Below are 22,617 nucleotides of genomic sequence, written 5' to 3'. Positions count from 1 at the left end.
AACCGGGGCGCCGAGTCCAGACAGGAACCTATGCAAGGGCGGCTAAAATTTGCCCGACATCATTGAGTTCCTCCAAGCGCTCCACCAACCTAGCGGCGCGCAAGGCTTGCTCCGGCTCCACGGGCCGGGCTGCACCCCGCGCGCAGCCCAGGAACTTGTTCATCACCTCTTGGCGGCTAAGGGGGTTAGCGGGAGTCCCTCGCCGCTCGCGGCCTAGAGCCTCAAGCACCCGTCCGTCGCGAGTTTCCACGCGTACCCGCGCAGGGCTGACTCCGGATGGGCATCGCTCCTGCAGATCGGGGTCCACCCAACATTCCACCCGTCCAGCCAGGTCGCGTACCTCCGGCAAGACCAGGGTCGCTGGTTCGAAATCAGCCGTTGCGAGCCGGCCGGTGGCAAAGGAGGCCGCCAATACGTGGTAAATGCTGAACTGGGCCTCCGGCACGCTCCGGGGGGTAATTTTATCCGACGAGGCGGCGCCCACGAAGTTGTAGCCTTGTTGATTCAGCCCCACCCTTATGCGGGCGATCTGGGCCTCGTCGATCAGGTGCTTGGCCTTGACCTCTTGCAGGGCCTCGATGGCCGCGTGGGTGTGCATGCAGCAGGGATAGATCTTTTGGGTCACTTCCGGTCCGTAATACCTTTGGCCCAAGCCCTCCAACAGCCGGTCGCGGTCATACGCGCCCCTCTGATAGACCATGAAATAGCCGAACTTGCCCTCCAGCGAATCCCGCGCGGCGGTTAAACCGACTCTCGCCAATTCGGCCGCCATGACCCCACCTTGAGCGGCCAATCCCTGGTTCAAACGTATAGCCAAGGTACCTTCAAGGAGATTTTGGGAATTACCGGCCACCTGGGTGTAGGCCAGGCCCAGGGCGTGGCGTAGGCCCTCCACTTCCAGCCCCATGAGCTTGCCCGCCACCGCCGCTGCCGCGAAATAGGCGCACTGGAAGGTGGAGTTCATACCGCTTACCCCTGGCGGCAACTGGATGGCCAGGGAGAGGCGACAGATCAGGTCCACACCCAGAGCCAGGGCGGTTAATAGGCTCTTGCCGTCCACCCCTCCCTGGGCCTCGGCCACCGCCAAGGCGGCTGGGACCAAAGAGGCACTGACGTGTAGGGTGCCGGGCTCGAAAACATCGTCAAAATCCACCGCCCGAGCCATGGTCCCGTTGGTTAAGGCGGCCATGGGAGCGGGCAGGCGCAAGTCATGGCCCACCACCCGACTTTGGGGGGCACCACCCCAGCCGCGGCAGAGCTCAACCAACTCCGGACAACCCGGCGCGCCGCTCCCAGCCAGCATGCATCCCATGGTGTCCAGCAGCTTCAATTTTAGATCGGGAAGCAGCTCGCTGGGGATACAGGCGAAAGATGTGTCGTATAGGTGCTGGGCGATAAGGGCGGCCGCCTCTGTTGGGGCCGCAGTAGAGGAAGGGGAAGGCGGTATAAGTCGGTCAGATTTCATATACGTGCGCTTTGAGGTGCAGGCTTTTCGTCAGATTATTAGTTTACTGTTTACTGTTTACTGTTAGCAGACATTTATTGTCAATACAAATCAGAAGGCACCATCTTAATTCACGCCCCTTAGGTGCCCGATAGTTCTTACAACCATTTGATATTACTACAGTTTTTAAATGGGCCCTGTGTAACACCAAAAAGCATAAAAAGCTAGTGAAAACAATTATTTAGGCAAGATAGGTGGCGTGGACTTTAATCGAAAGCTGGTTGAATGGGAAAGCTCCTACAACTATTGCCGGCCCCAAAGGTCGCTCAGGGGAAGACCCCTTATGAACTAGTAAGGGAAAAGCTACAATTGGCATGATCAATGTGTGGCGAGGTCTGAGTCCTCACATGCTGGTGCTTCAGTCGGTAAGCCATGCCGGCAGGTCGGCCAACTCGGTCCCTCTAAACCTGCAGGCGTAGCGACATGACTTACAAGTACCTTTAAAACCTGGCAAAACAGGTTCTCCCTTGATGCCCTCTACCAGCTTGATGGCTGCCTCGACATCAGGTTTATTGCCCTCCACCACTAGTACCACCGAACCGGCTGATTCGCCCACACCCCCTGAGGCCACATGGGTAGCCTCCACACCGCACAGGACTTCCAATGACTCTAATTCGGTGACCACCACTGCGTTGGGCATAATGACCATACCGAAGTCGGCTCCCAAACAGTAGTCCAGGCGCTTTGCGCCCACTGCGGCGGCCGCGGCGTGTACTGAGGGTACCATCTTCTCCAAGCCAACCGGTACGATGTAGCGTAGCCCCTGGGATTGCACCGTGCCCATGGTTTTGCCCATTGTGCCACCGTCGAAGCCAGCCACTACCACACCCACGTTCCAATCCGGGTCAATGGCATTCGCACCCTTAATTATCACTGTGTTTACATTAAAATCCTGAAACACCTCGGGAGTTGTTTTGGCCACCACCTGGCCTTTGTGCAGAATAATGGGGAACGGCGTGCGTTTATTTTCGTCGGTCACGCAGAGAAGGCGGTGGGTGTTAGTGCCAGCAGTGAACTTCTGAGGTTCTAGGTTCTTGGCACCCGCTAGCTCCTGTGCGATGTACCCGTTGGTGGTCCCTCCACTAATGATTACGTATGCGTCATGCACGGCGTGACGTACTTCTTCCAACTCGACCACCGCCTTGGCGATCAATCGGCGAGACTCAGCCGGTGTGAGGGTAAATGCTGCCCTCATGTTGCTCCTCCTTAGAGATGGTTCATGTGTAACCTGCCCCCCTTGAGTTGATTTAGTTAAGTATTTACCAACCAATAATGGAATCTATATTTAATAGTCTATTAGTAAAGCAATAAGGGAATGATAGGGGGCAATTACTTGATCAGGTTGAAGTTGCCCTGCTTGTCGAAAACCGAAAAACGCATTGCCCGGGAAAGCAGATTCTCAATGTGCTCGCGGGCCATTTGCTCCACTTGGGCGGCATCACCTCTTTTAAAGGCTGAGATGATTTTTTCATGTTCCTGGATGGTAGTAACAAAAAAGTCGGCCTTCCGGGCGTAAAGGGTTGAAACCCAAAGGCGCACAATGCGCTGAATCATGGGCCGGATGGCTTGACGAAGGGCCTGGTTCGCAGCCCCCTTCACATAGAAGCTGTGGAAATTGAAATTCAGGCTTATGCAGCGATCGATTTCCCCTGCCTGGTAGGCCTGCTTTAGCTCATCGTTGATCTGAATGAACTCTTTCAATTGTGGGGTGGTAATTTTTTCCACAGTCAGGCGAGCTGCACAGCCCTCCAGGCAGGCAAGTACTGGGATCACCTCGCGGAGGTCCTCGCGGGTGATCTTGCGCACGTACTTTTTCTTGTAAGCGTTGACCACTACCAGCCGGTCGGCCGCCAGCAAGCGTATCGCTTCCCGGATGGGTGCCCGGCTTGTCCCGAAACGCTGCTGTAGATCCTTCTCGAGGAGGGCTTGCCCCGGTTTGAGGGAGCCGTCCATGATTTCCATGCACAACAAGCTGTAGAGCTGCTCTACTATGGACCCTGGCTGGTAGACTTTAACCATAGGCTCGTTTTGACTCTTTCTCGTTCTCGCATAACCGCCGCATTAGGTTTGCAGCAGTCTTTAGGGATAGAAATAAATCAGTTAGGCCTAGTCGCCGGCTTAGCGCCTACCATGGTGAGGGCCCGGCTGTAATCGGGGTCCACCTCGACGAACTAGGCGGCAACATAATATAGGGGCATCCAAACTTACAAGAAATTACATATATATCCATTTATTGTTTCGCCCCCAGCCGGCTAAAGTGTTTACTTACCCGTTTCCATTTCGCAGTATATAGCTTATTATAGTTTTTGTCGACATGATTTCAAGTGAACAAATTTATAAATCCACTGTTTGAGCGGTAGGGAATTCACCTGCGTCAAAATAACTCACCTAGTAGGGCAATATGGACATTCATCAGGTTGGTTGGAACCAGAAAGTGGCTCATGGCATCATCGCCTGGCTTGAAAAAAGGCGGATGAGCGGCTCCTATGCAGTGGACGCCGTCCAGGCTGGCCAGCAAATCATGGAGATGATTCCACCCGGCAGCACAGTTTACGGGTGCGGCTCAGTGAGTGTAGTCGAAACGGGTTTATGGGAGAAACTTGCGGCCATAGAGGGCCTCACAGTGCTAAGGCACTACCAACGACCTGATGCCACTCCGGAAGAGGAGATGGACCTCCGTCGACGCGGCCTCACAGCTGATGTCATGGTGGCCAGTAGCAATGCCATCACCCTGGATGGCCGTCTGGTGAACCTGGACGGCATGGGCAACCGAGTGGCGGCCATGGCCTTTGGTCCCCACAAGGTGATCCTAGTGGTTGGCATGAATAAAGTAACTCCGGATCTAGACAGCGCCATTGCCCGGGTTAAGCACTATGCTGCCCCGGTAAACGCCTTGCGCCGGGGCAAGCAAACCCCCTGTGCCGAGAACGGCCTGTGCGTCGATTGCCGCGCTTATGGACGCATCTGCAACTTCTGGAGCATCATTGAGGGCTCCATGATTCCGAACCGCATCCACGTGGTACTGGTGGGGGAGGCCCTTGGCTACTAGCCCAAGGGCACCTGCTCAAGGCCGAGCATAAGGAAAATTACGACGTCCTAATCAGGACAGGGACGCATATTTAATCTGTTGGGTCCTCATCGCCCGCCGGTTGCTGACGATAGCGGGCTTTCCGGATAACTATTTTAATAAATTAATAAAGTTACCTGCGAAATGCCTCTTTCCAAACCAAAATCTTCCGGGGACAGGTCTGTGTGACTTTAGCCTGCAGTCTAGGCCGCAATTCATTACAGTTATGCTGCGAAGCCGAGCCCCAATCAAAACTAGCACAATATAATCAATTGGTTAATGCGGTAAACTTGTTTGAGGCACAAATACAAAACTAGGGTTAGTCGCTGTTATAATCACTCAATTGGTCAAAAAACAACTTGACTACATGTCGACAAAAAGTTAGCGTGGTTTCACCGTATTTCAGAGGGCGTCGGTTACCGATTTTTGCCATCGCATTTTGAATTGGCTGAAAGGCGGAGGGAGCAAATGGCCAAGAAAAGCGTTTTGTTCGCGCTGATGATCCTTTTATTGGTGAATCTGATCGTGATGGGCCAGCCAGTCATGGCTGCTGAGAAAATGCCTTATGTAGACGTGCCGATAACCTACACCGGCTCGCCAATACCCTGTCGCTACGGCATTTATCTAAGTCCTGGTCACCATATGTACTCCGAAGGTTGGCATACCTTCACTACTTTGGTGGACCAACGGACTAAAGGAAAAATCAAAGTCAAAGAGTTTGTAGGCGGGGTATTGTTCAAGGCAAATGCCGGATTCAAAGCTGTGCGTGGCAATATTTGCGACGTATCACCAGCCTATCCAAACTATTCGCCAACGGGTTTTTCGCTGGTCATGGGGGCCGGGCTTCCCTTCATGTGGGAAAATGCTTACGTTGCCGCTCGCGCTTTGGAAGAGCTCTACCCCAAGTATTTCAAAAAGGATTATGAGGCTCTAGGATGCAAGCTTCTGCTTATGTCCTCTACTAGTAATTACCATCTGTTCACCAACAAGCCGGTTACCAAATTGGAGCAGCTTAAGGGCATGAAGGTTCGCAGCGGAGGCGGCATGCTCAACAAGCTACTCGAAGGATACGGCATGGTTCCTGTGGTGGTACCCTCTCCCGAGATTTACACCGCTATGCAAAGAGGCATGGTTGACGCGTGCATCTTCTCCTGGGCCAGTGCCCAAAGTTACAAGCTCTATGAGGTCTGCAAGTATGTGACGGAGATCGGCCCCGGCCTAGCTGCTTTTGCACCTACCTCGGGCATCGTCAACCCCGGTTGGCTCAAGAAACTGCCTCCGGATCTTAAGAAGCTGGTGTACGGGGCGGCGCGCGAGACTGGCATTAATATTTCAGCCTCTTATGAGGACCATACCCCCGGTGCTCGCAAGGCTTTCGAGGAACACGGCGTAAAGATCATCAAACTGCCTCCCGATGAAGTCAAACGGTGGAAAGCGGCCGCACAGCCGGTTGTGGACCAGTGGGTGAAGGACATGGAAGGCAAGGGCTTACCGGCCAAACAACTAATTAAGGAGATGGAAGCTCTTAACGACAAGTACAAAAATTTTACGAAACAACAAATGTTGGATCTCCAAAGAACAAACCCAGTTCCCATGGACAAGCTTTGGTAACTTCATGATCGAGCCATGCCCGTCGTCCGAATGTCGACGGGCATGGCAAATATTATCATATTGACAGGTGGGATCATGGAAGATCATGGGATCGATAATTCGATATACCAGCACAAGATATTTATCGACTTCATAAGCTACTGGTTCGCACAAGTCGGGTCAGTAATCGTTCTCGTAGCTATGATGTGCCTAGTCACAATTGACGTTATCCTGAGGGATATATTCAATGCCCCAATCCGTGGTGCTAACGACGTTAACTGCCTCTTGATGATGATCCTGGTTCTACTTTCTTTGTCCTATTGCTGGACGCGGCGCGGCCACATAAGGATGGAGCTTCTTGTGCGAATCCTTCCCAAGAGAGGACGGAATTTCTGCTGGGCCTTGGCGGCCTTGGCGGGATCGACGGTATTCGGATTTATGTCACTTCAATCATTTTATGCTGTAATTGACGCCATCGAACTGCACGAAATCACCTTCGAAGCCAACGTAGTACTTTGGCCTTTCCGCATCATTTACCTTATAGGATGTCTAGTGTTCACGATCCAGATGATTGTGGACTTTTTTAGATATTTGCGCGCTACTTTCGTTTATGAGAAAGCAGTGTAGTCTCACGAGTCCAATAGATTGATAAATCTGGAATCTCAAAGGACATAGGTTAAACAAGCATATGGGCAACGAGTTTCTAGGTCTAATTAGTGTTTTCGTTCTAATGGCGTGCGTGGCGTTGGGTATACCCATTGCTTTTAGCATGTTGCTGACGGGTTTTTTAGGTTATGCATACTTTGCTGGCTTTGACACGGCAATATCTCAACTGCTGTTAGTTGGCTGGCACGAAAGTGCTGAAAACTTCGTTATGGTATGCATACCATTATACATCTTGATGGGTTTCATCGTCTCTAATTCGGGTATAGCAAAGGACCTTTACGCTGCAGCCTATAAATGGTTTGGACACTGGAAAGGTGGCTTGGCTATAGCCACTGTTTTTGCCTGCGCCGGCTTTGGGGCCATAACTGGCTCCAGCGCTGCCACTGCCTCCACCATCGGCTCCCTGGCCAAACCCCAAATGGACCGTTATGGGTACGATTCCAAGCTATCCACCGGATGCCTTGCCGCTTCCGGCACCTTAGGGGTGCTAATTCCACCTAGCTTGGTGTTTGTCTTCTATGGAGCCATGACTGAGGAGTCGGTGGGACAGCTTTTCATGGCCGGGGTTATCCCAGGCATAGTTACGGTGTTGGTTTTCGCTGGTGTTATCTACTTCTGGTGCCTTTGGAACAAGAAACTCAGTCCCACCGGCCCCACTTTTTCCTGGGTGGAGCGCTGGAAGAGTGTGAAGGCTGTCTGGCCTATCTTGCTGCTGTTCCTTTCGGTGATCGGCGGCATCTACGCAGGTGTGTTCACGCCCACCGAAGGCGCGGGCATCGGCTCATCTATGGCCCTGTTGTTGACAGTGCTCATGAAGCGCATGACAAAGGGCCTTTTTCTTAAGGCCCTGCGGGAGACAGTACGTCTGACTGCCATGATCCTGGCCATCGTTTATGGCGGTATCTTGTACTCGCGTTTCCTGGCTCTCACAGGGGCGACCGAGTATCTAGTTAACCTGCTTTTGGGTATGGAGGTGAACAAATATCTCCTAGTAATAGCCCTGCTGGCAATCTACCTGATATTGGGCATGATTCTTGACGTATACGGTATGTTGGTGCTGACCTTGCCCATAGTGTTCCCTGTCATCATCGGCCTTGGTTTCAGCGGAATCTGGTTCGGGGTCATCTGTGTAGTTATGGCTGAGGTGGCCCTGATCACCCCGCCTGTGGGTGTAAACGTCTTTGTAATTAGCGGTGTTGCTCCAGATGTGCCATTGGAAAAGATCTTTAAAGGTATATCTCCCTTCTTCTTAGGAGAACTTATTGTCATTGCTTTTTGCATAGCTTTTCCGTGGATGGCGACCTGGCTTCCCGAAACCATGCTCGGCCGTTAAGAAACCTTACTACCCCAAGTGGTCATCTATCGCTTAAAAGCGGTTTTTCAAATACACAGGAGTTCGTGATGAAGCTGCCTAAAATCGTAAAGGTAGTCAGAACCTATGAAGACAATTCGATACAAGATATCGAATCACATGTTGAGAAGGTTCTAAAGGACGCGGGTATCCAAAACCGGGTGAAGCCGGGTCAGAAAATCGCCCTCACCATGGGGAGCCGAGGCATCAACCGAATTGACCGCATCCTTCGCACCGTGGGCAAAGTTCTCAAGGAACTCAAGGCCGAACCATACATCGTTCTGGGCATGGGCAGCCACGGCGGTGGGACAGTGGAGGGTCAGCTCAAGGTGGCCGAGAAGTTCGGAGTTACCGAAGAGAGTATGGGCATGCCGATTAAGGCCACCATGGAGGTGGTAAGGATTGGCACCACCCCCAACAAAGGTATCCCCGTGTTCATAGACAAGTATGCCGCCGAGGCCGACGGCATCCTAATGGTTCATCGCATTAAGTTCCATCGTCACATTATGGGGCCCCACCAGAGTGGGTTTCTCAAGATGTTCGCCATTGGCCTGGGTAAAAAGACCGGTGCAGCCACGGTACACAGCTTTGGCTGGGAGCAGTTCCCCGAAAACGTCTTCGAAGTGGCCTCCCTTTGTATCCAAAAGTTACCGATCGTGCTGGCCCTGGGGATCGTGGAGAACTCCTTTTCCAAGACTGCGATCATCGAAGCAGTTGAACCCAACCAGATCATCGTCAAGAATGCCGAGTTGCTCCAGAAGTCCCTGTCCATGATCCCACGTATACCTTTTAAGAAAATAGACGTGCTTGTAGTGCAGGAGATCGGCAAGAACGTACCGCCGGACACAAATATCCTGGGCAAGCCTACTTTGCGCTGTTATACAGAGCGACACGACCCCGACCCCACTCGCATGGTGGTGCTGGACCTGCACCCATCCTCTCTGGGAAATGCTGTGGGCGTGGGCTCTTTTGACTACATTACCGACCGCTTCTTCAAAAAAATCGATTACGGCATCACCACAATTAACGCTATCGCTGCCAGCCTGCCCGAGGCGGCGGTTACGCCCCCGCCCTTGCCCACCGATCTTCTGGCCGTGGAGGCCGCCGTGCAGACTTCTGGCTACCCGGACGTGGAAGGCGTGGCCAACCCCGATGACGCACGTATTGTGTTCCTAAAACACACTGGCAAGATGCAGGTCCTCTATATTTCTGCCTGCCTAGTGGACCAAATCGATGACAAGGCCACCAACCATGTGGTCGGCGAGCCCTTCGAAATTCCCTTTGACAAGGACGGAAACCTTTGTCTGGATTTTTCCGCTTAAGGTGAACAATGAGCCAGCAACAACAGACCAAAAAGGGCGCTTCGGTCCTTATACATCCAAAGCGTTGCAAGAATTGCGGCATATGTCTGGAGTTTTGTCCCCAGGGCGTTTTTGCCTGGAGTGCTGATTCGGTAGTGGAAGCCGTTCAGCCGGAGAAGTGCAACTTATGCCGGCAGTGCGAGATGCGATGCCCCGACTTCGCCATCTTTGTACAGGAGATAGCCTGATTATGAAAGGCCAGAGTAAAGAGGTCCTCCTTTTAGGGAATGAGGCCTGCGTGGAAGGTGCCATCATGGCAGGGGTACGTTTTTTCGCGGGCTATCCCATTACCCCAGCTTCGGAGATTGCCGAGCACATGTCTTTACGCCTACCCCAAGAGGGCGGGTGTTTCATTCAAATGGAGGACGAGATCGGTAGCGTTACTGCAGCTACAGGCGCCTCCATGGGCGGCGTTAAAGCAATGACCGCTTCCAGCGGTCCGGGCATCTCCCTCAAACAGGAGGGCATAGGGTGCGCGGCCATAATGGAGGTACCCCTGGTGATCGTGAACGTGCAGCGCGGTGGCCCCGGCATTGGCAACATTCAGCCGGCCCAAGGCGACGTGATGCAGGCGCGCTGGGGTACACACGGTGGGGTCCACATGATCGCCCTGGCCCCTTCCTCGGTGCAGGAGTGTTTTGACCTCACCGTAAAAGCGGTGAACCTATCTGAGAGATTCCGTGTGCCAGTGATGATCCTCTCCGATGCCTCCATCGGTCACATGCGCGAGAAGGTAACTTTGCCGGAATCGCTGGAGTTGGTTGAGCGCCCCCGCCCAAAGGTAGACCCAAAGGACTACCTAAGCTACGACACCGAAGCGCCCGACGGCGTGCCACCGATGGCCGATCTCGGAACGGCCTATGAATCCCACTTCACCAGCTTTATACATAACAAGAAGGGATTCGCCGCCTGGACTGACTACGCCATAACCGATGCTTTGGTGCACCGCCTAAACAACAAGCTGCTAATGCACCTGAACGACATCCTTCTCATAGAATCTTATCTCCTCGATGATGCCGATATGGTGGTGGTGGCCCACGGCTCCACGGCCCGGCCCAGCAAGGCCGCGGTGAACCGAGCTCGCCAAGCCGGTATCAAGGCAGGTCTACTAAAACTGCTTACGGTTTGGCCCTTCCCTTACGAGCATGTGCGGTCCCTAGCCAAGCGGACCAAGACTTTCCTGGTGCCGGAGCTAAACCTGGGGCAACTGGCAGGTGAGGTAGAACGCTGCCTGGGCGAAAAGAACGTCTTGCATCAGGTAAACCGGGTGGACGGAGGGCTGCTCACTCCCGACCAGATTTTGGCGGCGATAGAGGAGGCAAAATAAATGGCCAAGATAGAGCCTCTGCAAAATCTGATGGCGGAATATCTCAATGAAGCCACTCTACCTTCCACCTGGTGCCCAGGTTGCGGTATCGGTACCACCATGGGCGGCCTAGTCCGCGCGGTGAGCGCTTCGGACATCCCTCGGGAAAAATTCGTCCTAGTCACCGGAATCGGCTGCTATGGCGGCGCGGGCACCTACATTCGCATGAGCGATATACACGCTCTGCATGGTCGCTGCCCATCGTATGCCACCGGGCTCAAACTGGCCCGTCCTGATCTGCATCCCATTCTGCTGATGGGTGATGGTGACTCCTCGGCCATCGGAGGCAACCACCTGATCCACGCCGCCCGACGTAACATTAACATCACCGCCATCATCATGAACAATCACATCTACGGAATGACAGGTGGCCAGTATTCACCCACAACCCCCATAGGGACCAAGGCGGCTACCGCTCCCTTCGGGTTGACCGACCATCCCTTTGACATATGCCGGCTGGTGGCCGCGGCCGGCGGCACCTTCGTGGCCCGCACCACCGTATATCACGTAGCTCAGTTGGCCAGCCTGATTGGCCGGGCCATAGCCCACCCGGGCTTCTCTCTGGTGGAGGTGGAAAGCATCTGCCCCACCTATTTCGGCCGACGCAAGAAGATGGGCAGCCCGGTACAGATGCTGCATTGGCTCAAAGACAACTCCGTTTCAGCAGCCAAGGCGAAGGAGATGAGCCCCGAGGAACTAGAGGGAAAGGTGGTGACCGGGGTCTTCGTGGAAGAACATCGCACAGAGTGCGTCGCTGAGTACCAGGAACTGATCAAACGAATTCATGCCAAGTGACGGAAAACCACAAGGCCTTATCTAAGGAAGAAATGTGGACGACAAGATGGCAGAGCAGATTGAAATTCGTCTTAGTGGGGCCGGGGGCCAAGGCATCGTTCTAGGAGCGATCATCCTGGCCGAGGCAGCAGGAATCTATGAGGGGAAGCACGTGGTGCAAAACCAGTCTTATGGAGTGGAAGCCCGCGGCGGGGCCAGTCGGGCTGAGGTCATCATTAGTGAACAAGAAATCGTATATCCCGAGGTAGTGCTGCCCGACATCCTTTTGGCCATGAACAGGCAGTCCCTTGAAAAGTACCAGGGCAAAGTTAACTCCAAGGGAATTCTTCTTTATAACACTTCGCTGGCCACTCAAAAGATCGATTCTCCCGCAAAGATTATCGGCCTACCCCTCACTGAGATTGCCAAGGCTACCGGTGGCGAGGTTGTTAGCAACATCGTGGCCCTGGGCGCCTTGGTGGGGCTCACGAAGGTTGTGTCGCTGGAGGCGATGGAAAAGGCGCTGGAAAAGAGAGTACCCGCCGGAACCATGGACAAGAACCGCAAGGCTCTGGCTGCCGGATTCAAGGCTGCCCAAGAGTTGGACCAAAACTGGACCAACTAACCACTTCCTGGATAAGGAGTTCAAGCAATGGAGGTAGGAACCATCCAACGGCTGCCGCAGGAGATAGTCGAAGGATTTAAAGGCCTATGCACCAGCACCATCGGCAATGTGCTAGACGACATGAAGATTCAGGGGGTTATCCCCAATATCAAACCCGTGCACCATGGCTTTTCCTGCGTGGGCAGCGCGCTGACGGTCAAGGAAGTCACAGGTGTTTTGGGTACTTACACCAACGCTGATTTCAAATTAGGGCAGGTTATAGATACTACCGAGGCCGGAGACGTGGTGGTCATAGACAACGCAGGGCACCAGGTTTCAACCTGGGGCGGCATCGCCTCCTTCGCGGCCAAGAACCGGGGGGTGAGTGGACTAGTGGTGGATGGTGGGGTGCGCGATTTGGAAGAGATCGTGGAGTTCGGTTTCCCGGTTTTCTCTCGCCATGTGCTACCCATTTCGGGCAAGGGCCGGGTGAAGATAACGGCTATGAACACGGTGGTTAAGATTGACGGAGTAATGGTGTCGCCCGGCGATGTCATCGTGGCCGACGGCACCGGCATTGTCTGCGTGCCGGCCGGCGTCGCCGCCGAGGTGCTTAAGATCGCCCGGGAGTTTGAACGGCAGGACCGCATGGCTATCGAGGAGGTGAAGAAGGGACTTTCCTTCAGTGAGGCCCTCAAGAAGTTCGCTAAGATGTGAGACCTGAAAAATCATGGACATGATTCAAGAACTGTGCGCCAGGAAAGCACAGATAAGGCTGAGCGCTGGTGAAGCGCGGGTCAAGGACTAGTTTTCCGACAGGGGCATGTTGACTCCACGCGAGTGCAGAACGCGCCTGTCGGATTCAGACAGCTTCTTCGATCTGCACTTGCTGGCTACTCACCATTAACCGGAGCTTGGCATGGACCGGCTCAGGAAGGGCCGGGGCCATTCCCAGCCGCCCATTCATTCCGAGGGCTCGGATCGTCTAGGGAGTCGGAAATGGAACGAGCCTTACAAGGGCTAAAGGTATTGGATTTGAGCATGAACCTGCCGGGTCCTTATATGACTTGGTTGTTGGCCTCGCTGGGGGCCGAGGTGCTTAAGGTAGAGAACCCCCAGGGCGGCGACTTCGGCCGCAGCATGGGGGCCTCTCCCGAGGCGGCTCGCCTTTCCTTTGATTCGGTGAACCGCAACAAAAAAAGCCTGGCCTTGAACCTGAAGCACGTGGCGGGCAGGGAAATATTCCTGCGCATGCTGGATGACTACGACGTGGTGGTGGAAGGCTTCAGACCGGGGACCATGAACAAACTGGGGCTGGGCTGGCCGGAGTTGAGCGCCCGCCAACCCCGCCTGATTCAGGTGTCCATATCCGGTTACGGACAAAGTGGTCCCTATCGCCTGCGCGCCGGGCACGACGTCAACTACCTGGCCCTATGCGGGGTCTTGGCCATGGGCGGCAGCCGGGAGGACGAACTGGCTATCGCCGGGGTGCAGATCGCCGACGTGGCCGGGGGCAGCCTCATGGCCCTGTCCGGGCTGATGGCTGCGGTGGTGCAGCGGCAGCGCACGGGTCAGGGACAGTTGGTGGACGTGGCCATGTTCGATGGAGCCCTTTCCATGGCCACCAAACTTCTGGCTCGGGTGCAGGCCGGGGCCGATGAGCCCGCGCCCCGAGGCATGACCCTCAACGGGCGCTACCCCTGCTACAACGTCTACCGCACCAGTGATGACGGGTTCATGTCTTTGGGGGCGCTGGAGCCCAAGTTTTGGCAAGGCTTCTGCCAAGCGCTGGAGCGACCCGATCTGGAGGCGGGCCAGTTCGGCGGAGCAGATGTGATCGACGAGGTACAAGCCATCTTCGCCTCGCGCACTTGTGAGCAGTGGGAAAAGTTTTTTAAAAATCATGACGTGTGCTGTGAGCCGGTCCTCTCCCTGGAAGAGGCGGTCCAGAGGCCTTTAGTGGCAGCGCGGGGCATGCTCTCCAAAGACGACCAGGGCCGCGAATTCCTCAACTCGCCCTTCAAGCTTTCCGCCTCGCCCCCGTTACCGGAAGGCCCCTCCCCTCGGCTAGGCCAGCACAGCCGGGAGGTCCTGCTAGGCCTAGGTATGAGCCCGGAAAATATCGAGAAGCTGGTGGCCGAGGGAACCCTAGGAATCGGCCCCTGACTAAAGGCAAAATCGATTTATCTGACGCGGGGTCTGCATAGCTTAGGAAGGGCCCGTCATTAATTAATACAACATGCGGAAGGCTAAAAATGGATGAACATCCCCTGCTGCAACAAAAACAAACGTTGATAAACTCCACTTCTCCGGAAGTAGCTCAAAAGCTTTTCTACGACAAAGACATGTTTACCCCCCGGGAAAGGCTAGACAAATTACTGGATGCTGGATCCTTTGCCGAACTGGATGTCTTTGCGCGGCATCAATATTCCGATTTCGGCATGGACCGGCGGGAGATCCCGGCTGACGGGGTAATCACCGGCTTTGGCGAAATCAGCGGCCGCAAGGTGTGCGTCTACGCTCAGGACTTCGCCGCCCTTGGTGGGACCTACGGCGAGATGCACGGCAAGAAAATATGCGCCCTGATGGACCTGGCCGCCGAGGCACAGGTACCTATCATCGGCATCTGCCATTCGGGTGGGCTTCGCCTGCACGAGACCCTGGGCCCGGAGGGGATGTTCGGCCACCTGTTCCGACGCAACACTCTCTACTCTGGGGTGGTACCTCAGATATCAATCATCCTAGGGATCGTAGCCGGCGGCCAGGCCTACTCCCCCGGACTTACCGACTTCATCCTTACCACCAAGTCCAGTTGCACCTACATCGCTGGCCCCGCCTTTGTGCAAGCTCAGACCGGCCAAGCCATTAGCGACGAGGAACTGGGCGGCGCACCCATGCACTCCCGGGTGAGCGGCCTAGTGGACATCATGGAGGAGAGCGAGGAGGAGATCCTGGCCCAGGCCCGCCGCCTGCTGGACTTCTTGCCCCAAAGCTGGCAGAGCCCGACACCCAAGCTGGATTGCACCGACGACCCGGAGCGGGCCGAGGCCTCACTGGACAAGGTGGCCCCGCAGATGTCCTTTATGCCTTTTGACATGCACAAGGTCATCAACGCTGTGGTGGACCAGGGCGACTTCTTGGAAACCAAGCCCTTGTACGCCGCTAACATGATCACCGGCTTTGCCCGCCTCAACGGCCGCTCCGTGGGGATCATGGCCAACCAGCCCAAAGTGTTGGGTGGGGTCATAGACATCAAGGCGGCGGAAAAGGGCGCCCGCTTCGTGCGCTTCTGCGACGCCTTCAACATCCCGGTGATCACCTTCCAGGACTCGCCGGCCTATCTGATAGGCCGGGAGATGGAGCGGGGGGGCATGATCTACCGGGGGGCCAAATTGCTGCATGCCTATGCCGAGGCCACGGTGCCGGTAATCACGGTAATCGTGCGCAAGGCCTACGCCGGCTCCTACATCGCCATGGGCAGCCAGTACATCGGGGCCGACCTGGTCTACGCCTGGCCCGGCGCCGAGATATCCAGCGTGGCTCCCAAGACCGCGGCCAGCGTGATCTTTCGTAAAGAGATTGCGCAGGCCAAGGATCCCGCCGAAGCCCAAGAACTGCTGGACTACTACTACCAAAACTACGTAAACCCCATACGGGCGGCGTCCCTCAGGCACATAAACGATATCATCCGCCCGAGCGACACGCGGCCCACCCTGATCAAGGCGCTGGAGCTCTTGGTTAACAAGAAGAAGCTCGTGCCCGCCAAGAAGCACGGCAACATACCGCTATAAGTATTGGCTGCAAGGAGAAGACGCAATGGATTTTAAATTCAGCGAAGAGATAGCGGCGGTCCAAGACGTGGCCCGCAAGTTTGTGGACAAGGAAGTCCGCCCCCGGGTGGCGGAAGATGAAAAGTCCCACACTTTTCAGCGCGACTTGGTGGACCAGATGGCCGCTCTGGGCTTCTTCGGCTGCCCCATTCCCGAGGAGTACGGCGGTAACGATATGGGCTTTTTGGCCCACACGGTCATCTGCGAGGAAATAGCCAAGGTCAGCGGTTCCCTGCGGGCCGCCTTCAACATGCAGACCATGGGCACTGCCCGCGAAATTTATCAGTTCGGCACCCCGGAACAAAAAGAGAAATACATCTCCGACCTGGTCAGCGCCAAGACCCTGGGCTGCATCGGCATCACCGAGGCCAACGCCGGTTCGGACGTGGGATCGCTCAAGACCACTGCGGTGAAAAAAGGCGATGTCTACATCCTCAACGGCTCCAAAAACTGGATCACCTACGCCCAGGTGGCGGACGTGGGGGTGGTCTACGCTTATACCGATCCCAGTAAGCCCTACAAGGGCATGTCCGGATTCATCGTGGACATGCACCTGCCGGGCATCTCCAGCGGGCCCACTGCCGAGAAGATGGGCTGGAACGCCTGCCCCACCGGCGAATTGTTTTTCGATGACGTGGAAGTACCAGCCGAAAATCTTTTGGGCGGCAAGGAAAACCAAGGCTTCCCCTGCGTGATGGCGGGCCTGGACAATACCCGGCTCACCGCCGCGGCCGGAGCCTTGGGGGTGTGCCAGGGGCTCATAGAAGAAGCCACCAAATACGCTCAGGAACGGGAGCAGTTCGGGCGGCCCATCGGACAGTTCCAGATGGTCCAGGAGGAGTTGGCCCGCATGATCGTGGAGACCGAGGCCGCCCGCTGGCTCACCTATCGCTGTGCGGTGCAAAAGGATGAGGGCATGCTCCACAACACCCTGGAAACCTGCACGGCCAAGTACTACACCTGCGACGTTGCTTCTCGTGTGGCTGATGGAGCACTACGCATTCTTGGGGCCTACGGCTACTCCAGCGAATATCCGGTGGAGCGTCTATTGCGCGAGGCCAAGCTTTATCAAATCCTGGAAGGCTCGGCCAACGTGCAGAAGATGATCATCGCTACTGACGCCCTGGGATACCGGACGGCCAACAAACGCTGAATCCCGATGAGCAGTAAAGGACCAAAAGCTACCGCTGGACTGACCTTGCGCCTTGCCTGACCCTTGGCTAGGACTCTTCAAGGGTTGTTATGCACCCTGATTTAACAAGAAAGTGAAGCAATAAATCATGCGTGAAGTAGTTATAGTAAGCGCCTGCCGTACGGCGGTGGGCTCTTTTCTGGGCGGCCTGTCCAGCCTTAGCGCCACCGAGTTGGGCGCGGCGATCATAACCGAGGCCATGGCCCGCTCCGGCCTGCCGGGCGAGCAGGTGGACGAGGTGATCATGGGCTGCGTGCTGCCCGCCGGGCTGGGGCAAAACCCGGCGCGCCAGGCGGCGCTCAAGGCGGGGCTGCCCTTCGAGGTGGGCTGCATCACCGTGAACAAGGTCTGCGGTTCGGGTCTCAAGGCGGTGATGCTGGCCGCCCAGGCCGTGGCCTGCGGCGACGCGGACGTGGTGGTGGCCGGAGGCATGGAGAGCATGTCCAATGCGCCTTACCTTTTGCCCAAGGCCCGCACCGGCATGCGCATGGGCGACGCCGTGGCCGTTGACTCCATGGTGCACGACGGCCTGTGGGACCACATCAACGACTTCCACATGGGCATGAGCGCCGAGCTGTGCGCCGAGAAATACGGGGTGGGCCGGGCCGACCAGGACCGGTTCGCCTTCGAGTCTTATACCAAGAGCCTCAAAGCAGCGGACGATGGCCGCTTTGACAGCCAGATCATGCCGGTCAGCATCCCGCAGCGCAAGGGCGATCCCAAGGTGGTGTCCCGCGACGAGGGGCTCATGGTCCCCAACCTGGACAAGTTGGGCGGCCTCAAGGCGGTGTTTAAGAAGGACGGCAGCGTGACCGCGGGCAACGCCTCCAGCCTCAACGACGGGGCGGCGGCGGTGGTGGTCATGGCGGCCGACAAGGCCCGGGAGTTGGGCATCACCCCCATGGTGCGGGTGGGGGCCCAGGGCGCGGCGGGCATCGACCCCAAGTACGTGTTGGTGGCGCCCATCTATTCCATCCCCAAAGTGGCGGCCAAGCAGGGCATCGACCCCAAGGACATCGAGCTGATGGAGGTCAACGAGGCCTTTGCCTCCAGCTCGCTGGCGGTGGAGCGCACCCTGGGCCTGGACCCCAAGCGCATCAACATCTACGGCGGCGCCCTGTCCATCGGCCACCCCATCGGGGCCTCGGGAGCGCGGGTGTTGACCACGCTGATCTACGCCATGAAAGACGTGGGCGCGGCCAACGGCATGGCCAGCCTGTGCCTGGGCGGCGGCGAGGCGGTGAGCCTTATAGTGGAGAATATTTAGCACGCAAGATTAGTCAAGGAGTTAGCAGCATGCGGATCAAGACCATCGGCGTCATCGGTTCCGGCCAGATGGGCAACGGCATAGCCCAGGTGGCGTCCGCCGCCGGCCTGAACGTGATCATGAGCGACATCAAGGAAGAGTTCTGCCAAAAGGGCCTAAACACCATCAGCGGCAGCCTGGCCCGCCTGGTGAAAAAGGAAAAGATCAGCGCCGCCGATCAGGAGGCCATCCTGGGGCGCATCAAGACCACGGTCGAGCTGAAGGACATGGCCCAGGCCGACATCGTGGTGGAAGCGGCCACCGAGAACGTGAACCTCAAGCTGGAGATCTTCCGCCAGTTGGACGGCATCTGCCCGGCCGGAGTGATCCTGGCCAGCAACACCAGTTCCATCAGCATCACCAAGATCGCGGGCGTGACCAGCCGGCCCGAGCTGGTCATCGGCATGCACTTCATGAACCCGGTGCCCATGATGAAGCTGGTGGAGGTGATCAAGGGCCTGGCCACCAGCGAGGAGACCTTTGCCACGGTGATGGAACTGGCCCAGCAGATGGGCAAGATTCCAGTGCCGGCCAACGACTACCCCGGCTTCGTGGCCAACCGCATCCTGATGCCCATGATCAACGAGGCGGTTTACTGCGTGATGGAGGGGGTTGGCAAGCCCGAGGACATCGACCAGATCATGAAGCTGGGCATGGCCCATCCCATGGGCCCCCTGACCCTGGCCGACCTAATCGGCCTGGACACCTGCCTGGCCATCATGCAGGTGCTGCACACCGAGCTGGGCGACAGCAAGTATCGCCCCTGCCCCCTGCTCAAGAAATATGTGGACCAGGGCTGGCTAGGACGAAAAACGGGAAAGGGTTTTTATCAGTACTAGGCGACTTGCCAATCATTAGCCTGCCGCCTATCGCGATGTTCCTATGGTTGGAGAGTTACCGTTAACTAGTTGAAGGAGGAAAACCGTGCTAAAGAAAGCGTTAAATAAGCAAGCATGGATATGTGTAATTACGCTTTGCCTTTTACTGCTGGCAAGTGCAATACCCTCGGCCGCGGAAAACAAGATAACCATTAGATACGCTTCTGGATGGCCGGCAACCCACAGCACCAGCAAGCAGATAGTCAATTGGCAAAAGAGAATCACGGAATTGACCAAGGGTGAAGTCACCTTCCAAAACTATTGGGGAGGCGCTCTTGTAAAGATGAAAGAAACGCTGACTGCGGTTAAAAATGGCATCGCCGACTTGGGGTTGGGATTGAGCGTTTACGCACCATCATACCTGCCTCTGAGCAGCGTCACCGACATACCTTTCATCACTTCGGACAGCTACGCTCAGCTGAACGCATGTAAGGATTTATACGATTCCTTTAAACCGTTCCAAGCTGAATACGAAAAAAACAACCTAGTTCCTGTGGCCTGGATCGCCAGCGAACCTACATTGCTTGGCTCCAAGACTGATATCAAGCGACTTAGTGACCTCAAAGGGCTCAAAATACGTGTCACTGGCTACTTGTCCCAGGTGATCAGCGCGGTAGGCGCATCACCCATTGCCCTGAGCGGCTCGCAAGTTTATGAAGCCTTGGAAAGGGGAACCATTGATGGCTACACCGGGGCAAATCTGCGCTATGCCACAGCCATGAAGTTCTATGAGGCCGCCAAGTATTTCTTAGACCCAGGTTTCGGCACCTATGTAACCATCAACCTAATCATGAACAAGCAGATTTGGGAGAAACTCTCGCCGGCAAACAAAGAGGCTTTCCAAAAAGCCGGCAATGAGTTCCAGGATCATCAGATCAAGGCAATGAACAAGGCTAACATCAAGAACGCCCAAACCCTAATTGATGGCGGTGGTATACCCATCGTATGGCCAAAGGAAGACCTTCAGAAAATCGAAACGGTCGGTGGTCCAGTAGTGGAGAAGGCTTGGATTAAATCGCTTAAGGACAGAGGCCTTCCTGCAGAGGAAATGCTCTCTCGTTACAAGGGCTTGGTCAAGAAGTACGAGACCAATTCGCCTTATGTCAACCCTTTCAAGATTTGCCTGAAACTTTATGAGCAAAAGAAAAAGTAACTCGGCTGCTTTGGCGGGGTTGTGACCTAGCGCTGACTCCTTACCTAAATAGTGTAATACCGCTACACATCCGGGGAGGCTTCTTCGATGATCGAATTCATTAAAAAAGCAGCGGCAAAAATCAGTATTGCGCTGGCCTTTGTCTGTGCTGCCTCAATATGCGCCATGGTCATCCTGACCATGGCTGACATTGGATGGCGAACAATCATTGGAAGAAGTCTCCCCGGAGCCATTGAGTTAATCGAATTGCTTATGGTTATCACTGCATCCGTATCTTTCGCCTATGCTCAGCTACATAAAAAGCACGCGGAAGTAGGGATCATTGAACAGTTTTTAAGCGAGCGATCAAAACTTATATCCGACTTAATCAACTGTACAGTGGTGTTTGTATTTATCTTGATAATGGTATGGCAGGGAATCATTGGTTTCTGGGAGTCCTATAAAATTGATGAATTCAGGTTCGGTTTGATTCCGTTCCCCGTTTGGCCGATGAAGCTATTCATTCCATTAGGTTTTTTGGGCCTCGCTCTGCAACTATTCTCTGACATCCTCTCCACCTGGATGGGATTGGAAAGCCATAAAGAATAGGCGAATGAAACATTATCTTCTGATTTGCCCTATTAAGTTAATGATTTTTACTGGGAGTTAAATTATGGATCCTACACTGGTGGGAATCGGCGGAATAATCCTGCTTATGGTCTTCTTAACCTTGCGTGTGCCCATTGCCTGGTCGCTGGGCATCGTGGGCTTTATCGGCCTATTGTTTTTGTTGCCTTCGCATGCAGCCTTCGTTAGCCTTTTTGAATTGGTCTGGAGCAAAGCGGATTCCTACAACTTGAGCGTCGTGCCTATGTTCGTGTTCATGGGAATGTTAGCTATGGAGTCCGGCGTGGGTTCGGAAATATACGATGCCTGCAACAAGTGGGTCGGCCATCTGCCAGGTGGCTTGGCCCTGGGAACAGTGGCGGCTTCCGGCGGATTTGCTGCAGTCAGCGGTTCAAGCATAGCCTCCGTAGCCACCATAGGCCGAGTGGCCATACCGGAAATGCGAAAATATCGTTATGATCCCCAACTCGCTGTTGGAAGTGTAGCTGCGGCTGGAACCCTAGGCGTTCTGATTCCCCCCAGCATCATTCTGGTGGTTTATGGAATATTGACTGAGCTGTCCATCGGCAAGTTGCTTTTGGCGGGGATAATTCCCGGCATTGTTACTATGATCTTTTTCGGCTTGATGATCGTGGTTAGGATACGGATCAGACCTGCCTTGGCTCCTCCTGTGGCGCCTTTCAGTTGGGGTGAACGATTTAAGAGCATCCCACAAGTGATTCCAATCGTCATCCTGTTTGTTGCAGTGTTGGGTAGCCTGTACCTCGGTATCGCCACGCCTACTGAATCAGCCGCAGTCGGCTGTTTCATCGCCTTTATAATTTTGCTGGTTAAAGCCGATAAGCCCAAGGAAGCATTTTTGAAGGCCATCTGGGGCACGGTAGATACCGTCGGCATGATTTTCGCAATTATAGTTTGTGTAACCATTTTCGTCGCCTTCATCAACTTAAGCCAAATCCCATCCAAGGCTGCCGATGCGGTAGTAAGCCTGCCTTGGCCCAACTATGTCGTGTTCATCATGATAATGCTCCTCTATATTCCTTTAGGCATGTTTCTAGATCCTTTGGGCATTTTATTCATAACAATGCCCATAATCTTTCCGGCGGTAATTGCTTTGGGATATGACGGAATATGGTTCGGCGTTATCGTCACTAAATTAATAGAAGTGGGACTGATTACCCCTCCCTTGGGGCTGAACGTATTCGTTGCTAAATCGGTGGCTCCAGAAATGGAGATTTGGGACATCTTCAGGGGAATAGGGTGGTTCGTAGTGATGGATTTTGTCACCATCTCGAGCCTGATGCTGTGGCCGCAACTGGTGCTGTGGCTACCAGACATGCTCATGAAATAAGGATGAGGAGATTACCGT

Annotated in this window: 21 protein-coding genes; 18 read left to right on the top strand and 3 right to left on the bottom strand. The window is 55.0% G+C overall.

Annotation, left to right across the window (positions count from 1 at the left end; translation table 11 throughout):
* Positions 1 to 28: 28 nt before the first annotated feature.
* From AACH32_RS20060 to AACH32_RS20050, 3 genes are all read right to left on the bottom strand, one after another.
* Positions 29 to 1,465: an MmgE/PrpD family protein gene (locus tag AACH32_RS20060; RefSeq protein ID WP_338603613.1), complete on the bottom strand. Its 1,437-nt coding sequence runs from the start codon at positions 1,463 to 1,465 to the stop codon at positions 29 to 31.
* Between the two features lie 397 nt (positions 1,466 to 1,862).
* Entirely contained in the window at positions 1,863 to 2,699 is an 837-nt protein-coding gene (locus AACH32_RS20055) for a hypothetical protein (RefSeq protein ID WP_338603611.1), read from the bottom strand.
* Between the two features lie 134 nt (positions 2,700 to 2,833).
* Positions 2,834 to 3,523: a GntR family transcriptional regulator gene (locus tag AACH32_RS20050; RefSeq protein WP_338603609.1), complete on the bottom strand. Its 690-nt coding sequence runs from the start codon at positions 3,521 to 3,523 to the stop codon at positions 2,834 to 2,836.
* A 382-nt stretch (positions 3,524 to 3,905) separates the two neighbouring features.
* On the opposite strand from AACH32_RS20050, the gene AACH32_RS20045 reads away from it, so the two are divergent.
* The 18 genes from AACH32_RS20045 to AACH32_RS19970 all read left to right on the top strand — a co-directional run bounded on the left by AACH32_RS20045 (position 3,906) and on the right by AACH32_RS19970 (position 22,599).
* Positions 3,906 to 4,553, top strand: coding sequence for a lactate utilization protein (locus tag AACH32_RS20045; RefSeq protein ID WP_338603606.1), 648 nt, complete (start codon positions 3,906 to 3,908; stop codon positions 4,551 to 4,553).
* A 486-nt stretch (positions 4,554 to 5,039) separates the two neighbouring features.
* Entirely contained in the window at positions 5,040 to 6,182 is a 1,143-nt protein-coding gene (locus AACH32_RS20040) for a TRAP transporter substrate-binding protein (protein ID WP_338603603.1), read from the top strand.
* Between the two features lie 15 nt (positions 6,183 to 6,197).
* Positions 6,198 to 6,788: a TRAP transporter small permease gene (locus tag AACH32_RS20945; RefSeq protein ID WP_350341526.1), complete on the top strand. Its 591-nt coding sequence runs from the start codon at positions 6,198 to 6,200 to the stop codon at positions 6,786 to 6,788.
* Between the two features lie 61 nt (positions 6,789 to 6,849).
* Positions 6,850 to 8,160: a TRAP transporter large permease gene (locus AACH32_RS20035; RefSeq protein ID WP_338603600.1), complete on the top strand. Its 1,311-nt coding sequence runs from the start codon at positions 6,850 to 6,852 to the stop codon at positions 8,158 to 8,160.
* 68 nt (positions 8,161 to 8,228) lie between these two features.
* Positions 8,229 to 9,500 (top strand): lactate racemase domain-containing protein, encoded by a 1,272-nt coding sequence (locus AACH32_RS20030; protein WP_338603597.1) that lies wholly within the window; start codon positions 8,229 to 8,231, stop codon positions 9,498 to 9,500.
* Positions 9,501 to 9,508: 8 nt separating this feature from the next.
* The gene (locus AACH32_RS20940) at positions 9,509 to 9,727 is read left to right on the top strand and encodes a 4Fe-4S binding protein (RefSeq protein WP_350341525.1); all 219 of its coding nucleotides are present in this window, start codon (positions 9,509 to 9,511) and stop codon (positions 9,725 to 9,727) included.
* A gap of 2 nt (positions 9,728 to 9,729) precedes the next feature.
* Positions 9,730 to 10,866: a 2-oxoacid:acceptor oxidoreductase subunit alpha gene (locus AACH32_RS20025; protein ID WP_338603594.1), complete on the top strand. Its 1,137-nt coding sequence runs from the start codon at positions 9,730 to 9,732 to the stop codon at positions 10,864 to 10,866.
* Complete coding sequence (locus tag AACH32_RS20020) at positions 10,867 to 11,700, top strand: thiamine pyrophosphate-dependent enzyme (RefSeq protein WP_338603591.1); 834 nt, start codon at positions 10,867 to 10,869, stop codon at positions 11,698 to 11,700. It abuts the gene before it with no gap.
* A 34-nt stretch (positions 11,701 to 11,734) separates the two neighbouring features.
* Positions 11,735 to 12,304 (top strand): 2-oxoacid:acceptor oxidoreductase family protein, encoded by a 570-nt coding sequence (locus AACH32_RS20015; protein WP_338603589.1) that lies wholly within the window; start codon positions 11,735 to 11,737, stop codon positions 12,302 to 12,304.
* 27 nt (positions 12,305 to 12,331) lie between these two features.
* Positions 12,332 to 13,000 carry an RraA family protein gene (locus AACH32_RS20010; RefSeq protein WP_338603586.1) on the top strand — a complete coding sequence of 223 codons (669 nt, stop codon included), beginning with the start codon at positions 12,332 to 12,334 and terminating at the stop codon, positions 12,998 to 13,000.
* 282 nt (positions 13,001 to 13,282) lie between these two features.
* On the top strand, positions 13,283 to 14,449 hold the full coding sequence (locus tag AACH32_RS20005; RefSeq protein ID WP_338603584.1) for a CaiB/BaiF CoA transferase family protein: 1,167 nt from the start codon (positions 13,283 to 13,285) through the stop codon (positions 14,447 to 14,449).
* An 89-nt stretch (positions 14,450 to 14,538) separates the two neighbouring features.
* Positions 14,539 to 16,074 carry an acyl-CoA carboxylase subunit beta gene (locus AACH32_RS20000; RefSeq protein ID WP_338603582.1) on the top strand — a complete coding sequence of 512 codons (1,536 nt, stop codon included), beginning with the start codon at positions 14,539 to 14,541 and terminating at the stop codon, positions 16,072 to 16,074.
* A 25-nt stretch (positions 16,075 to 16,099) separates the two neighbouring features.
* A complete protein-coding gene (locus tag AACH32_RS19995; protein ID WP_338603580.1) occupies positions 16,100 to 17,266 on the top strand; it encodes an acyl-CoA dehydrogenase family protein in 1,167 nt (388 codons plus the stop codon).
* Between the two features lie 127 nt (positions 17,267 to 17,393).
* Entirely contained in the window at positions 17,394 to 18,572 is a 1,179-nt protein-coding gene (locus AACH32_RS19990; protein WP_338603577.1) for an acetyl-CoA C-acetyltransferase, read from the top strand.
* Positions 18,573 to 18,601: 29 nt separating this feature from the next.
* Positions 18,602 to 19,450, top strand: coding sequence for a 3-hydroxybutyryl-CoA dehydrogenase (locus AACH32_RS19985; protein ID WP_338603574.1), 849 nt, complete (start codon positions 18,602 to 18,604; stop codon positions 19,448 to 19,450).
* 85 nt (positions 19,451 to 19,535) lie between these two features.
* Positions 19,536 to 20,642 (top strand): C4-dicarboxylate TRAP transporter substrate-binding protein, encoded by a 1,107-nt coding sequence (locus AACH32_RS19980; protein WP_338603572.1) that lies wholly within the window; start codon positions 19,536 to 19,538, stop codon positions 20,640 to 20,642.
* Between the two features lie 87 nt (positions 20,643 to 20,729).
* Entirely contained in the window at positions 20,730 to 21,230 is a 501-nt protein-coding gene (locus AACH32_RS19975) for a TRAP transporter small permease subunit (RefSeq protein ID WP_338603569.1), read from the top strand.
* 64 nt (positions 21,231 to 21,294) lie between these two features.
* A complete protein-coding gene (locus AACH32_RS19970; RefSeq protein WP_338603567.1) occupies positions 21,295 to 22,599 on the top strand; it encodes a TRAP transporter large permease in 1,305 nt (434 codons plus the stop codon).
* Positions 22,600 to 22,617 lie beyond the last annotated feature (18 nt).

The sequence above is a fragment of the Desulfoferula mesophila genome (assembly GCF_037076455.1).
Taxonomy (GTDB): domain Bacteria; phylum Desulfobacterota; class Desulfarculia; order Desulfarculales; family Desulfarculaceae; genus Desulfoferula; species Desulfoferula mesophila.
This window is presented reverse-complemented; position numbering and strand designations above follow the sequence as displayed.

Excerpts from the sequence above, each read along its gene's own strand:
- AACH32_RS20060 (WP_338603613.1), bottom strand. The coding sequence starts at position 1,465 with ATGAAATCTGACCGACTTATACCGCCTTCCCCTTCCTCTACTGCGGCC.
- AACH32_RS20055 (WP_338603611.1), bottom strand. The coding sequence starts at position 2,699 with ATGAGGGCAGCATTTACCCTCACACCGGCTGAGTCTCGCCGATTGATC.
- AACH32_RS20050 (WP_338603609.1), bottom strand. The coding sequence starts at position 3,523 with ATGGTTAAAGTCTACCAGCCAGGGTCCATAGTAGAGCAGCTCTACAGC.
- AACH32_RS20045 (WP_338603606.1), top strand. The coding sequence starts at position 3,906 with ATGGACATTCATCAGGTTGGTTGGAACCAGAAAGTGGCTCATGGCATC.
- AACH32_RS20040 (WP_338603603.1), top strand. The coding sequence starts at position 5,040 with ATGGCCAAGAAAAGCGTTTTGTTCGCGCTGATGATCCTTTTATTGGTG.
- AACH32_RS20945 (WP_350341526.1), top strand. The coding sequence starts at position 6,198 with ATGCCCGTCGTCCGAATGTCGACGGGCATGGCAAATATTATCATATTG.
- AACH32_RS20035 (WP_338603600.1), top strand. The coding sequence starts at position 6,850 with ATGGGCAACGAGTTTCTAGGTCTAATTAGTGTTTTCGTTCTAATGGCG.
- AACH32_RS20030 (WP_338603597.1), top strand. The coding sequence starts at position 8,229 with ATGAAGCTGCCTAAAATCGTAAAGGTAGTCAGAACCTATGAAGACAAT.
- AACH32_RS20940 (WP_350341525.1), top strand. The coding sequence starts at position 9,509 with ATGAGCCAGCAACAACAGACCAAAAAGGGCGCTTCGGTCCTTATACAT.
- AACH32_RS20025 (WP_338603594.1), top strand. The coding sequence starts at position 9,730 with ATGAAAGGCCAGAGTAAAGAGGTCCTCCTTTTAGGGAATGAGGCCTGC.
- AACH32_RS20020 (WP_338603591.1), top strand. The coding sequence starts at position 10,867 with ATGGCCAAGATAGAGCCTCTGCAAAATCTGATGGCGGAATATCTCAAT.
- AACH32_RS20010 (WP_338603586.1), top strand. The coding sequence starts at position 12,332 with ATGGAGGTAGGAACCATCCAACGGCTGCCGCAGGAGATAGTCGAAGGA.
- AACH32_RS20005 (WP_338603584.1), top strand. The coding sequence starts at position 13,283 with ATGGAACGAGCCTTACAAGGGCTAAAGGTATTGGATTTGAGCATGAAC.
- AACH32_RS20000 (WP_338603582.1), top strand. The coding sequence starts at position 14,539 with ATGGATGAACATCCCCTGCTGCAACAAAAACAAACGTTGATAAACTCC.
- AACH32_RS19995 (WP_338603580.1), top strand. The coding sequence starts at position 16,100 with ATGGATTTTAAATTCAGCGAAGAGATAGCGGCGGTCCAAGACGTGGCC.
- AACH32_RS19990 (WP_338603577.1), top strand. The coding sequence starts at position 17,394 with ATGCGTGAAGTAGTTATAGTAAGCGCCTGCCGTACGGCGGTGGGCTCT.
- AACH32_RS19985 (WP_338603574.1), top strand. The coding sequence starts at position 18,602 with ATGCGGATCAAGACCATCGGCGTCATCGGTTCCGGCCAGATGGGCAAC.
- AACH32_RS19975 (WP_338603569.1), top strand. The coding sequence starts at position 20,730 with ATGATCGAATTCATTAAAAAAGCAGCGGCAAAAATCAGTATTGCGCTG.
- AACH32_RS19970 (WP_338603567.1), top strand. The coding sequence starts at position 21,295 with ATGGATCCTACACTGGTGGGAATCGGCGGAATAATCCTGCTTATGGTC.